Genomic DNA, 13531 nt, shown 5'->3' on the forward strand with positions numbered 1-13531 from the left:
ATTATTCCTTGGCATGAGCAAATAACGTTAAATTTTTATCACTCTTAATATCAGTAAAGCGTGTCAAAATCGTTTGATAGGTCTGTGTTGGATTGAGATTTTTAAACTCTTTTGGATAAAAGTCTTTTGCTAACCCTTCGACTCCAACAATATTATAAGGATGGTTGTAAAATTGGTGATAGGCACCATAAATTCGATGGCTCTTATAAGCCGATAGTTGTTTGAAACCTGGTCGAGATAATAAACGATCAAAGGCTTCCTGAACTTGCTTTGACGTCACATCATACCCCAAAGGAAGAGCAATGGATTTACTACGTCCTGGCCACTGGGAACCTGTCATCACATACACATCGGGCTTCATTTCTAGCACTTTTTCCATCGCCACTACGCCCGTTGGCCCTTTTAACACTTCAGAGCCTAAGTTATTACCCCCAGCGGCTTCCACTAAATCTGCCCAACCAAAGTTGTTATGCGTAAAACAACAATCATTTGGCCCTTTGACGCCCGCATGGGCTTCTATAAACACATTAGGACGTTTGCCTCCTTGCTTGGCTACAGCGGCTTTCACCCCATCGTCTACGATTTTAAGCTGCTGCTGGTAAAAGTTGAAGTACGCATCACCATTCTGTTCTTTATTCAACACTTTACCCAATAGTTTGACGCTGGCAGGAGCATCCTTAATCGGGTTCTCAGCGGTATCAACAAACAAAACTGGGATGTTTAATTTAGCCAAGGTTTTAATCACCCCACCTTGCTCTAAAGCCGGTTTAGAACGCAACTCTGCGACTAACAAATCAGGTTGATGGGTTAAGACTTCTTCTAAGTTTAACTGGCCACTATCGCCAAAGTTCATATCCAAGATTTTTTTAGCGCTTGGCCACTGTGTGGCTAGTCGATGCCAAAGCCCCGAATCACTTTTCTTGATAATATTATTCCAAGCAACAACGCGTTTAAATGGATTCTTTTTATCCAATACCGCCAGCATCAACACATCTCTACCATCTTGTAACACAATATGTTTTGGCTCTGATTTAATCGTCACATGGCGCCCCGCCATATCAGTGACAGTCATCGGATACGTCGCCGCATAAACGCCCAACGAAAAGAACCCCATGAAAAGAAAAACAAAGCGCGACGCCAAATAACGCATAAACAACCCCTGTTAAAAAACCTAAGAACGGAATACAAGTAAATGAATATTGTATTGTTTAGTAAAGAGCAATGTAAACAAAAAACATTCTCATTCAACATCTGTTCTCAAATTATCCTCAGACAAAGGATGTATTCACTTCTTTCAAACAAAATATTGACGATTACCGTACATATATAGAGTCATTATGCTGCCACCGTCATTCTGATAGAGTTCTGAGGTAAAAATCTGTCGTATCATGTCTTGGATTTGGAGAGTCGTAGTGCCAGCCAAACTTTGCATAATGAAGCAACGCTCGTTGATTCGTGCGGCTAACAGACAACAAACAATATTGGCATCTTTTCTCCATCAAACGACCAGCAATAAAACGCTCTAATTCGCTAGCCAAGCCCATTCCACGGTATTCAGCAGCTAAATAGATCAGGTGAAGATAGCCCGTTTTTTCTCGTGGCGAAAAACAACGAAATTCCAGCTGACCAATGATTTTACTGTCGTACCATAGATGAAAATAAAACCAGTCAGGGTGATGGATCCGTTCTAGCAAGCGCTCTTTATAGCCTTCTATCAACGTCTCATAACCCTGGAAAGTCGCAAAACTACAGAAATAAGCATCTTTACGAAACTCATAGCAAGTCTCATAATCCCTTTCGACATCGATAGCACGATACTCAATGTTCATTTACACCCTCCATTAACCCCTTTAGCCAATCATAGAATGCCTGCGCTTGTTGTGTTAGCTGTTGCGGTGCTAAGGCAAGATAACAATAAAAAAACGCCTCCAGCAAATTTGCGGCATCGGCCTCTTCCTCTTTGGTTTGGCGCTCATTTTTCGTAGTTAATCCGGCCTAACTCGTAAAATAGCCTTTATTTGCGCATTCTTTAGTGGTGAATACAGGTAGGCTTAGTATTGGATAAACAGGATGAAAACTTTCATCTTATAAAAATGCCAACGATTCGAGAGGAATAACATGAGTCACATATTAGATTTAACGGTTAAAAACATTCAAGGTGAAGATACGGATTTATCGGCTTACCGTGGCAAAACGCTATTGATCGTTAACACGGCATCGAAATGTGGTTTAACGCCACAATACGAAGGTCTAGAAGCCCTCTACAAAAAATACCAAGACCAAGGCTTTGAAATACTTGGCTTTCCTGCAAACGATTTCGCAGGACAAGAACCCGGTACAGACGAAGAAATTCAACAGTTCTGCAGCCTTACTTATAATGTGTCTTTTCCGATGTTTAGCAAAATCGTTGTCACTGGTGACGAGAAGCACCCACTGTACAAAAGCTTAATCGAAGCAGCCCCTGAGACACCGAATCGTGACGCGATGGTGACTATGCTAGCAGGCCATAACATTGAGGCGACCAAAGCACCTGAAGTGGTCTGGAACTTTGAAAAATTCCTCATCACTAAAGAAGGCAAGGTGATACGCTTCTCTCCAGATGTCACACCAGACAACGAAGCCCTTGTGAAAGCTATCGAAGCCGATCTATAAACGTCACTACCCCAATAGAAAAGCTCAAAAAAACGGATCCATATGATCCGTTTTTTTATGTCACTCACCCATTAATATTCCTTTCTCGTGCTCTTATTCAGTGTCATTACAACACCACGCCTCTGCGATGCCTCATCAAAAAGATAAAACCGAGACCGCCCACTAACCCCGTTAAAATACCAATAGGCATGTCTTCAGGCGGCATGATAACCCGGGCAACAATGTCCGCACTCACCAGAAACACCGCCCCCAGTAACGCAGACAAAGGCAGTACTTTTCGATAATCTCCGCCAACCAATAAGCGCACAATGTGTGGAACCATCAAGCCAACAAAGCCAATGACTCCTGAGAACGCCACCGCTGCGCCAGTCAATAAGGCGCACACCACAATGACCGACAAACGAAAACGATGCACGGGTACCCCCAAAGTACTGGCGGTTTCGTCACCTAGCATCATGGCGTTTAAAAAGCGTGCTTTATAAATTAAATAAGCCGAACAAAAGATCAGGGTCAAAAAAGGAAACCACAGTTGCCCCCATTGAGCTAAGCCCAAGCCACCTAACATCCAGAAAATCACCGTATGGGAAGCCCGGTGGTCCCCCATAAAAATGAACAAGTTACCAAACGCCGTCAATACAAACGCAACGGCAACCCCCGCAAGTATTAAACGCCCTGCACTATCGGCTGCCGAAAAATTCGCGACTAACAAAACTAGCCCCATTGCAAATAAAGCGCCTAAAAAAGCAAACACAGGTACCGTCACAGATCCGAGAATCATACCCGTATGCAATAAGGCAATAATGGCGCCTAACGCTGCCCCCGATGACACGCCAAGCAAGTGCGGATCCGCTAAGGGATTACGTGTTACCGACTGCAATGAAGCGCCCACCATCGCCAACGACGCCCCCACAATGGCGGCTAAAATGGTTCTGGGAAAACGTACCGCCCAGACAATATTTTCTCGCCCCATGGACCAGTGTGGTGTTAGCCAAGAGACCTCCCCCACAGCGACTGATATTTTATGAAAAATAATGCCCCACACAGTCGTTTGGCTAATTGGCACGGATCCTACGCCGATGGCTACCCCCATCATAAGTAAAAGCAGCAGGCATAATAGGAGCAACAATACGGGTAAAGGCATAGCAACTAACGCCGCCCTATCCATTTGTCTTTTTCTCGTTTTCATACAACTGGAACTCAAGTGTCGTTCTCGCTTATACACTATTCAACGAAAACGATCGATAATAAAGTACGAACTTTAATGTCATACAACGCTGGTCAACGCCCAATATTCAAGTTTTTTATGTCTAAGGCGAGCCATAAAGCCAACTTAAGATTCATCATCTCTAAAGGCTCTCGCTAGCTTCTTAATCGCTTCGATATTACGAGGTCCAGGCGTGGCTTCCACATATTGCAGCACCACAAAATGATTTTTTTTCACCGCTGTGATATCGCTAAAAGCCGGATTACTCTTTAAAAATTGGATTTTCTGCTGAGCGGTAACGTCCCCATAATTCACAATAACAATCACATCGGGATTTCTGGCAATCACCGGCTCCCAGCCAATCTGAGTCCAGCTTTTTTGCACATCATCAACAATGTTTTTACCGCCAGCCGCCTCGATTAAGGCCGTTGGCATGGCATAACGCCCTGCGGTAAAGGGTTGCTCCTCACCAGAGTCATAGACAAACACTTTCGGCGTTTTTTTCAAGGGCGTTAGTGTCGCCTGAAACGTCGCTAATTCTTTCTTATAACCATTCACCAATTTTTGAGCACGATCTTCGACATTAAAAATACGCCCAAGATTAAGAAGATCCACATACATATCATTCATCGATACCTTAGGCTTGTGCATGATATGAATACAGCTTTCCGTTAGCTCATAAACCTTAATACCCAACGGCGCTAACGTCTCTGGCGTCACACCGCCACCCACGCGCATACCATAGTTCCACCCGGCAAAATAAAAATCCGCATTTGCCCCTAATAGCACTTCTTTCGTAGGGTATTTAGGCGAAAGTTCAGGCAACTGTCGAATCCCATTGCGTAAGCTTGGGTCCAAGGTTTTCCAACCTGATACGCCAGTAAAGCCAACCATATGATCTTGCAACCCAAGTGCCAACATCATTTCTGTCAGATTCACATCATTCGAAACAGCCGCTTTGGGGGCATGATCAAACGTCACTTGACGATTACAACTTTGTACCGTAACGGGGTAGCCCGCAGCATGGACAAAGGTTGCTAGCAATGTATTTAGCACGGCTCCTGAAATGAATGCTGCTGTCCGAACACTTTTTGTTGAAAAAGTCATTTTCCTGTCCCTAAACTCAATCGTTGATGTAAAAAGAAAAACGCGTTTTTTGAGTAATAGGATGCGCATCGATAACGGTATCCACATCAAAAACTTGCTTGATTCGAGCAGGGGTAAACACCTCACTCGGTGATGCATAAGCTGCTAATTGGCCAGAGTGCATTACCATCACCCTATCCGCGTAGGCAGAGGCCAACGCCAGATCGTGTAAAGAAACAATCACCGTGCAAGGCAGTGTTGACAACAAAGCCAACACATCCAACTGATGGCGAATATCCAAATGATTAGTCGGTTCATCAAGAATCAAAATATCAGGCTGTTGGACTAGCGCCCTTGCAATCATCACACGTTGGCGTTCACCACCGGATAAAGAGCTAAAATCCCGATCCGCCAAATGCTCTACATCCAACATAGATAACGCCCATTCAATAAGATCGGCGTCCTCATCTGACCGCCCCCATTTGTTGGCATTGGGGGTGAGACCCACTTCAACCATTTCAAACACGGTTAAGCCAAAATTTGCGGGGGAATCCTGTAGGACAGTTGCAATACGCTTGGCACACTGCAATGGATTAAGCTGCCAGAGATTTTCCCCATCCAGTAAAACCTCACCACTCGTTGGCTTATTCACTCGGTACAAGCATCGCAATAAACTGGTCTTACCTGAACCATTGGGACCAACAATCGCGACAAACTCGCCAGCCTTGATTTTCACTGAAATCGACTCAAGCACCCTATTATGAGCGGAAGGAGACCATGAGACCGTCCTCAACTCCAAACCAGCAGGTTGTTTATCCCATACGCGAGACGCTATCGCCCTTGAGCCAGACTGATCACTTTCAATCATTCTCTCATGCCTTTTAACTCGCCATCTTAAAACGTTATAATATAACAAAATATTTTGTATGCAAGCCATTATTTAACAACTAGGCCCTTGTTCTGGGTTACAGACAAAAGACGTCGAAGGATGGGACTATACTGGCGTAAGAATCAACGGACAAGCGCTTCTTAGGGGGAAATATTCATCTTCACATGCAGCAACTAGGTAAAGAATAATAGCGATGAAAGTTAGGATTTTACCTATGGGTCATTTTTATGTTACCAAAAATGGCGGCTGATAAACGTATAGATGCATCAGTTCTTCACATGTCATTAAGCCAAGCTGCTGCATTTCACTGCTTTGATAGGCAAAACCCACCTTCTTCAAGACATGACCCGAGGCAGGATTTCGATCAAGATGGCGGGCCGTTAAGCGCTTTAGGCCAAGATCGCTACAAGCGCCACAAACCAAACGTTTAGCCGCTTCCGTTGCAAAGCCTTGTCGCCAAAAATCCACACCATACCAATACCCCAATTCAGCCTGATCATCGTGAATATTCATTAATGAGATCGAACCAATCAATTGCCTGGTTTGTTTTAACTCAACGGCGAAACAAATAAAGCGACGTGCTTGCCACCCCTCTAAATGGCTTTCTATCCAGCGTGCCGACAAGCCCTCAGGATATGGATGAGGAATACTGGCTGTCATATCAGCCACCAAGGAAGTATTGACCAAATAAGTCACTACATCCGCATCACTTAATAAAAAAGGCCGTAATATTAATCGCTCAGAATACATAACAGGCTGCGAGACTTGTCGCACAGATCGGCGGGCGATCCTAGGAAGATGTCGAGAAAAGAAATGACTAAATAAACTCGCCATTAATGATCACCCTTCTACAAGGAAACAACTTTTTAAAAGCTTCTTTTTACACTGTAGACCTGAACTTGAAAAATGGGCAAATCAATACATACATTTTAGCCCTTAGCAAAAAACACCTCTTGCATGGTATGAGGGGCAAAGACATTATTGGCCTCATAAGGTTGTAGCCCAGCACAATCTTTTAACTCAGCCACCATTTGCCTGTTAAATGAATGTATATTGGCATCATTCAAGTACTCATCCATTGGCATCCAACGCGCTTCAGCCACTTCGTCAGTATCTGTAATGACAATCTGCTCACTCAAGGGCGTTAAGCGGCAAACAATATACATATTGGATTTGCCAAACTGCACAGGGTGACGAGTGCGAATACCCAGCACACCTTCAAATTGTGTCTCAATACCCGTTTCTTCGAGCACCTCACGAGTCACCGCCGTCTCAATTCTTTCCCCCTGCTCAAGATAGCCACCAGGCAATTTAAACCCTCGATAGTTCGACCAAGTATCACGCATCACCAGCAATTCGTTTTTCTTATTGATCACAATCGCCCCCGTTCCAATGGTATGCGTGGGAGCAAAAGGAGCAAAGCTCTGATCTGACAAACGACAGATTAAAGTGACCTCTTGAGCATGACAATTGTGGAACTCAAAACCAAGTTTCAGCGCAACAGGAATCCATTCCCCCTGCTCACTCGACAAGGTTAGCCAGATTAAATTTTTCTCAGCGTCGCGAGCGACCATCAATAGATCTTGTAGACCTTTCTCAAAACCCAAAGCCGAATTGGATAAGGCAGAACTCTCTACGATGACACCACCAAATTGATCCAACTGGTGAGGAAGACTAACGGGCATAACAACCTCGCAGCATGATGTGGAAAGGCACTATCATACCGCCATATGGACAATAAAGTGAGGTCTAATAGCACCCTGAATAACGTTAAAATGGGGAAATATAACGAGAAGATAAGAGACTCTAAAGAAAAAACAGGCTGGCGTGACAACACTCGGTACACGCCAACTTCAGCCTAAAATACTTCCTATGTATCGTGGAGGGAGCTTTTATAGTATAGATGCTAACCCATGATTTTCCAGACAAAATAGTATGTAGACAAACACAGTCAGGTGAGACTATTAATACGTTTTTCTAAACAATAAGTTACGCCGACTGAAGAATTTCAGCCAAAGACACTCGCATTATCAGCTCACAGGTCTCTCAGCATATTGTGGCTTGTCGTCGTTGATCTCATCCCATTCGGCCTTGGAATCCACAAAGATATGCATAGACGGTTTGGTGTTGATTGGCGTATCAAGCGTTCCAATACGTAAACGCAATACTTCTGGTTGACTAGGGCGGCGGCTATAAAGTGGTGACGCACACTGCTTACAGAATACACGAAAGACACCGGGAGTGGATTCAAACTCAGCGGTTAACTCTTCACCCTTAAGGAAACGAAAACTCTCACTGGCAATGGGCGTATTAGTGGCAAATGCCGATCCATTAGCTTTACGACATTTTTGGCAATGACATTGGACGATTTCGCCTAAATCCCCCTGAATTTCATATTGAATTCCATTACAAAGACAACTTCCTTTCAACATAACGACTGCTCCTCTTTAGTGACGCGGTTTCTCTCAAATCGAACGAGTACATCTGACATCATGCCTGATAAATCACATCAGATCCATAACGAACCTCTAAGCCCTCACGCACCGATTTTTTCATGCCTTTCACCACCAAAGCATAGGAGTGATCAATCTGTCGTTGCACTTCACCGATTGGTAGATTGCCACCCAAAACAATAGAATTCCAATGCCGTTTGTTCATATGATACGCAGGGATGACTTCCTCAAAAATATCCCGTAATTCTCTGGCGTCAAGAGGATCGCATTTGAGGTTCAGCAGAGGTTGCCCTTGCCTTGTGATCAACAAGGCAAACATTTTATTCTGCACTTTAAAAACCGCTGTTTTATCATCAAAAGGATACGTCTCTTGTGCTTCTGGTTTAGACAACAAATACTCTTTGATGGCATCAAAATTCACAACGTCCTCCACAACTCGCTCCAGCACACAGTCATCTGCTAAAAGCCTGAGTGAAGAAACAACCAGACGCAAGCCTTTCATCAGGCATTTTTCGACAACCCATAGCAGATAAAAACAATCAGCCCATTATCACATCGATTGGTTCGCTAGATACTCGTCATAAGTACCTTGGAAATCTACGACTTTTTTCCCTTTGATTTCGATAACACGGTTCGCCAAGGAAGAAACAAACGCCCTATCGTGGCTGACAAAAATCAGCGTGCCGTCAAAGTCTAACAAGGCATTGTTGAGCGCTTCGATGGCTTCCATGTCCATATGGTTGGTTGGCTCATCCATTACCAGGACATTTAGGTCCATCATCATTAACTTACCAAACATAAGGCGGTTTTTCTCACCACCAGAACACACTCGCACTTTCTTATTGAAATCATCCGCCGTAAACAGCAAACGACCCAGCATCGCGCGAACTTTTAGATCATCATGCTTAACCGTACGCCATTTAGACATCCAATCGAACAAGGTCAGGTCACAATCAAAATCGTCGGTAGTGTCTTGTGGACAGTAGCCAACAACAGCGTTTTCCGCCCATTTGATTTTACCTTGCTGCGCCTCTAACTCTTTCATCAAGCAGCGCAGAAAGGTAGTTTTCCCCACACCATTTTCCCCAATAACCGCAAGCCTTGAGCCCGCCTCTAAAATGATATTGCCCCCCGTAAACAGCAACTCATCGTAGCCGTGGCCAAGGTCTTCTAGAATCAAAGCATGTCGATGCAGTTTCTTATCTTGTTTGAAAGACAACGACGGTGTCATTCGGCTGGACTGTTTCACTTCCGCCAGTTCAATTTTTTCCAGCTTTTTCGCACGGGAGCTCGCCTGCTTTGCTTTTGAGGCGTTAGCAGAGAAGCGATTTACAAACGCTTGTAAGTCGTCCATTTCAGCGCTTTTTTTCGCATTTTCGGTCAATAGTTGCTCACGAATAAGAGATGATGCTTTCATAAAGTCTTCGTAGTTACCCGGATAAATCCGCAGTTCACCAAAGTCGATATCAGCCATGTGAGTACAAACAGAATTCAGAAAGTGACGGTCATGGGAGATAATAATCATGGTGCACTTACGTTGATTTAATACCCCAGCCAACCAATTAATGGTATGAATATCCAAATTGTTGGTAGGCTCATCCAATAACAAAATATCGGGATTCGAAAACAAGGCTTGCGCGAGTAAAACACGTAACTTCCAGCCGGGAGCCACTTGGCTCATAAGGCCAAAATGGTAGGATTCATCAATGCCCGCTTCTAATAAAATATCACCAGCACGACTTTCCGCACTGTAGCCATCCATTTCAGCAAATTCGGCTTCTAGCTCACCAGCACGCATGCCATCTTCTTCACTCATTTCCGGCTTAGCATAAATAGCATCGCGTTCTTGCTTCACTTTCCATAGTGCCACATCGCCCATGATCACCGCATCAACCACCGAGTATTCTTCAAAAGCGAACTGATCTTGGCTTAGGGTGCCGACTTTTTCCCCTGGTGTGATGGACACATTGCCAGAGGTTGGCGTTAACGCACCACTGAGAATTTTCATAAAGGTGGATTTGCCACATCCGTTGGCACCGATTAAACCATAACGATTGCCATTACCAAATTTTGCAGAGATATTTTCAAACAATGGCGTTGCGCCGAATTGCATGGTGATATTAGCCGTGGAGATCAAAGGAAAAAGCCCTAAACAAAGAGAAAAGAAAAACGTTTATACCGACCACAAGAGGATCAAAAGACAAACAGAAAGAGGGGCGAATATAGAGATTTAAGCCATTAAAGTCGAGGCTTAAGTATCATTTTTTGCACAAATATCGCTAACGACAAAGTCAGCGCTTGATTCTATATTCCTTGGTCAAGACAGTTAGACAGTCGTAGAAGCGCTTCTTGAAGGGCTTGCTGGGGAATCTTGAGAAAACGGCTCCGTTTGTGGTGACGTTTCCTCTTCTGCTGGGGGTGTTTTTTGTGGATCAGCCGACATATACGCCATGACTTGACTCGATAAAAAGCTCAACACCTCTTTCGTTGACCCATTGAGAAGATTTTGTCTGGCTTTTTTACTAATGTCACATTGCGTTGTCGCGCCAAGCACAAAGCTCGCGATCAACCCTGCTGGGCTCACAGCCATGGCTAAGATACTGTCTTTGGCTTTGTTGCGAGAGGTCGTCGCCTGCTTTTCCAACTGCTGAGTTTTCTCGAAGAGACGATCACGCTCACGTTGCATTTTCTTAAGACCAAACATGATTTACTCCTCTTGAGATGGAATAATGGCATCTAAAGTACGCGTAAAACTCATGTTTTTTAACGTACGTCTTACCAAATACAACAGAACCATGGCACTGACAAAAGTTACCAATGTAGCGGTTGCCAAAATACCGACCAAAGAAAAACCATAACTCCAAGCAATCACGGCGCTCGTCGCGATGATTAACAACCAGGTTGTCAATAATAAAAAAATCACACCACACATCAGAGCAAGGAGCTGGGCACTGGAAGCGACCCATAACTTCGCTTCCAGTGCCCCCAGTCCTAACACACTCTTGAACCAATGCTTGTGATCATTAATCACGACGGATAAGTCCGCAGTCTCTTTGTCTGAATCTGAGTGCGATGATGTCTCCATTTATAGTCGTCGCCCTTGTAATAGACCTTGGTACTATTTACGCTTACATAAAAAGCTTGCGGCTAAAGCCCCCGCTAAAAAAGCAATACCTATGGTCTTAACAGGATGCTCTTTGGCGTATTCACCAATGGCAGAGGTGACTTTTTCGGATTGATTTTTCGCGGTATCCGCAATTTTATGGGCTTGCTCACTAATTTGTTGGGCAACCTCTTCGATACGCTCTTGGCTCTGTTCTTTCGCTTGTGCCGCACTGTCTACCCCTTTATGCGCAGCCTCTGCTGCTTCATCCACTTTCTCATGTGCTTTGGATTGGGTCGTGCTTTTGGTTGCTGTAGCCATTCTATACTCTCCTTTGAATTCAGAAATGTTACTAACGCTAAACGCCACTAACGATTCAATACCATGTCATAGCGATAAAAGTAAATCGTGCTTACAGACTAGCGCATATTTAAAGAAGATGCGAATATACTTTGTTCTCTAATCATTTTTTCTTTTTGTTGACAATCTTATTGCCATTTTCTGAGCTTTCCCCCTAAATTGCGCGCATAAAAAAACGGCCCTACCATCATAGAGCCGTTTTCTCTTCTGAAAAATGCTTTAACAAAATCGTTACTTATTGGGCTTAATAGCGCTTAGAAGTAATGGGCATAGCGCAATATATAGCGATTTCCCTCCGCACGGTTATGGGCATCTTGGTCAAAGTAAACGTTGGCTGTAATGGAGTCATCTTTACCTATCGAGAACAAAGCCCCAGGGCCAATCGCCCAGACTTTTTCTTTACGGCCCGACACACTTCGACCATCTATTTTGGTATTTGTTACTTGCTTCAACATATAGCCATTAATCCCGATGCTCACCGTTTTACTAACGGCATAAGCCGTCGCAAAGTTCATGTGAAACGCCTGACCTGCCTGAATGCTACTACTCGCACCAGTAGAAAAGTTTGGATCATTATTTTTGCTATTCCACAAATACATAAAACGGGCAGAAGTGGTCCATTTTGGGGTGACCCAATAAGTAAAAGCGTAATAAGGTTCAACACTCCAAGCATGGCTACCTGGATTGACAATTTTATCTTTATCATATTGACCAGTCGGTCCGGTAATATCAACTTCAACACGTTGCGAGAACTTAGGCCCATTTTCTCCCATAATAGGATCAAATTGTAAGAAACCGCCCAACGTCAGATCACCAACACCGGTTTGTGATGGGGATGATCCATTGTCAGCTTTAGCAATCCATGGCAGTAAAGCTGTCCAACCTGGAGTAATATTCCCCCACTTTTTATGAGATACATAAATAATCTGAGAAAGGGGAACAAACATATCGGTTTTTGGATTCGCCACAGGCAAATCTTTCCCATTATTACCTTTTAAAGTATCTGCACGAATCGATTGTAAGTATTCTAAAAAATACCAACCTGGGCCATTTGGCGCGGGTGCACCATCGTAAAAACTAGAGTCTCCCATATTAACCCCAGGCAGATCGTAAGCCATTGCAGAAAAAGAAGCTAACGCGATACCACAGGCAAGTACTGTTTTTTTAAGTGCCATTTTATTACCACCTTTTATTGTTATTTTTGATGCAAAATTATTAGAAATAAGACCAACTCGAACTAATTCTCATTTCTATTATTGTTGTTATATGAAAAAACAAAATACGTCCAAAATGGTCTTTTAGACCTTGTTCTCAGGGAGGGAAAGGCCCGGAAAAAAACAACTAAAAAACGATAATGGACGTAAACCTGAAAAACGCTTTAGATGCGGATTAACAAACCCGACAAGAAGAGACATGAAATAACATAAGAAAAGCATTCGCCCTTTTCGTTCAGCCTCCCTCTCCTCCAGCGTATCTTTAGCACGCTCTGAAATAGAAAGGTTGTGTTCAAACGGCAGGCAAAGAAAGCCAAGAGAAAGAGAGTTTCTTATCATTATTAGTCTCCTATCATCAACTACCCATAAAATTGCATGGAACGTACCACTTTTCTTTCACAATCCTTTAAAATATAAAATTTCCTTATAATCAATTGATTTATATTAATTTTTTATCTTTAGACATTTTTTAAAAATGGGTTAGGAGAGAAAAAACCAACCATCTAGATTGCTCAAATGATCAATTTCATAAAAAAACATAGAAGATCAGTTGATCAAATAAATAGTTTG

At 43.4% G+C, this 13531-nt stretch carries 16 protein-coding genes; 1 reads left to right on the forward strand and 15 read right to left on the reverse strand.

Annotated elements, in window-relative coordinates; all coding sequences use genetic code 11:
- Position 1: 1 nt before the first annotated feature.
- Both AC0VYI_RS16805 and AC0VYI_RS16810 read right to left on the reverse strand, forming a co-directional pair.
- On the reverse strand, positions 2-1150 hold the full coding sequence (locus AC0VYI_RS16805) for an ABC transporter substrate-binding protein (protein ID WP_199475224.1): 1149 nt from the start codon (positions 1148-1150) through the stop codon (positions 2-4).
- A gap of 199 nt (positions 1151-1349) precedes the next feature.
- Positions 1350-1829, reverse strand: a complete 480-nt coding sequence (locus tag AC0VYI_RS16810) for a GNAT family N-acetyltransferase (RefSeq protein ID WP_475444303.1) — start codon at positions 1827-1829, stop codon at positions 1350-1352.
- A gap of 289 nt (positions 1830-2118) precedes the next feature.
- Between AC0VYI_RS16810 and AC0VYI_RS16815 the strand changes: the two genes are divergently transcribed.
- The gene (locus AC0VYI_RS16815) at positions 2119-2652 is read left to right on the forward strand and encodes a glutathione peroxidase (RefSeq protein ID WP_475444305.1); all 534 of its coding nucleotides are present in this window, start codon (positions 2119-2121) and stop codon (positions 2650-2652) included.
- Positions 2653-2758: 106 nt separating this feature from the next.
- Here the strand turns inward: AC0VYI_RS16815 and AC0VYI_RS16820 are convergent, their stop codons facing one another.
- From AC0VYI_RS16820 to AC0VYI_RS16880, 13 genes are all read right to left on the reverse strand, one after another.
- On the reverse strand, positions 2759-3838 hold the full coding sequence (locus AC0VYI_RS16820; RefSeq protein ID WP_199475214.1) for a FecCD family ABC transporter permease: 1080 nt from the start codon (positions 3836-3838) through the stop codon (positions 2759-2761).
- A gap of 144 nt (positions 3839-3982) precedes the next feature.
- Positions 3983-4963, reverse strand: coding sequence for an ABC transporter substrate-binding protein (locus AC0VYI_RS16825; RefSeq protein ID WP_475444308.1), 981 nt, complete (start codon positions 4961-4963; stop codon positions 3983-3985).
- Between the two features lie 16 nt (positions 4964-4979).
- Positions 4980-5810: an ABC transporter ATP-binding protein gene (locus AC0VYI_RS16830; protein ID WP_475444310.1), complete on the reverse strand. Its 831-nt coding sequence runs from the start codon at positions 5808-5810 to the stop codon at positions 4980-4982.
- Between the two features lie 246 nt (positions 5811-6056).
- Entirely contained in the window at positions 6057-6665 is a 609-nt protein-coding gene (locus AC0VYI_RS16835; protein WP_475444312.1) for a GNAT family N-acetyltransferase, read from the reverse strand.
- A 95-nt stretch (positions 6666-6760) separates the two neighbouring features.
- Positions 6761-7516, reverse strand: a complete 756-nt coding sequence (locus AC0VYI_RS16840; protein ID WP_475444313.1) for an NUDIX hydrolase — start codon at positions 7514-7516, stop codon at positions 6761-6763.
- Between the two features lie 345 nt (positions 7517-7861).
- Entirely contained in the window at positions 7862-8263 is a 402-nt protein-coding gene (locus AC0VYI_RS16845; RefSeq protein ID WP_199475205.1) for a GFA family protein, read from the reverse strand.
- A gap of 58 nt (positions 8264-8321) precedes the next feature.
- Positions 8322-8786 (reverse strand): MmcQ/YjbR family DNA-binding protein, encoded by a 465-nt coding sequence (locus AC0VYI_RS16850; protein ID WP_475444315.1) that lies wholly within the window; start codon positions 8784-8786, stop codon positions 8322-8324.
- A 48-nt stretch (positions 8787-8834) separates the two neighbouring features.
- Positions 8835-10421: an ABC-F family ATPase gene (locus tag AC0VYI_RS16855; RefSeq protein ID WP_475444317.1), complete on the reverse strand. Its 1587-nt coding sequence runs from the start codon at positions 10419-10421 to the stop codon at positions 8835-8837.
- Between the two features lie 189 nt (positions 10422-10610).
- Positions 10611-10988 (reverse strand): DEAD/DEAH box helicase family protein, encoded by a 378-nt coding sequence (locus tag AC0VYI_RS16860; protein ID WP_475444319.1) that lies wholly within the window; start codon positions 10986-10988, stop codon positions 10611-10613.
- A gap of 3 nt (positions 10989-10991) precedes the next feature.
- Positions 10992-11369, reverse strand: coding sequence for a hypothetical protein (locus AC0VYI_RS16865; protein WP_199475197.1), 378 nt, complete (start codon positions 11367-11369; stop codon positions 10992-10994).
- Positions 11370-11402: 33 nt separating this feature from the next.
- Positions 11403-11708 (reverse strand): DUF883 C-terminal domain-containing protein, encoded by a 306-nt coding sequence (locus AC0VYI_RS16870; protein ID WP_199475195.1) that lies wholly within the window; start codon positions 11706-11708, stop codon positions 11403-11405.
- Positions 11709-12001: 293 nt separating this feature from the next.
- Positions 12002-12922: a SphA family protein gene (locus tag AC0VYI_RS16875; protein ID WP_475444322.1), complete on the reverse strand. Its 921-nt coding sequence runs from the start codon at positions 12920-12922 to the stop codon at positions 12002-12004.
- A 123-nt stretch (positions 12923-13045) separates the two neighbouring features.
- Positions 13046-13300 carry a hypothetical protein gene (locus AC0VYI_RS16880; RefSeq protein ID WP_475444323.1) on the reverse strand — a complete coding sequence of 85 codons (255 nt, stop codon included), beginning with the start codon at positions 13298-13300 and terminating at the stop codon, positions 13046-13048.
- Between the last annotated feature and the right edge of the window lie 231 nt (positions 13301-13531).

Source organism: Marinomonas sp. 63XJN7_9_ISO-PGPR-S23-217 (genome assembly GCF_056173515.1).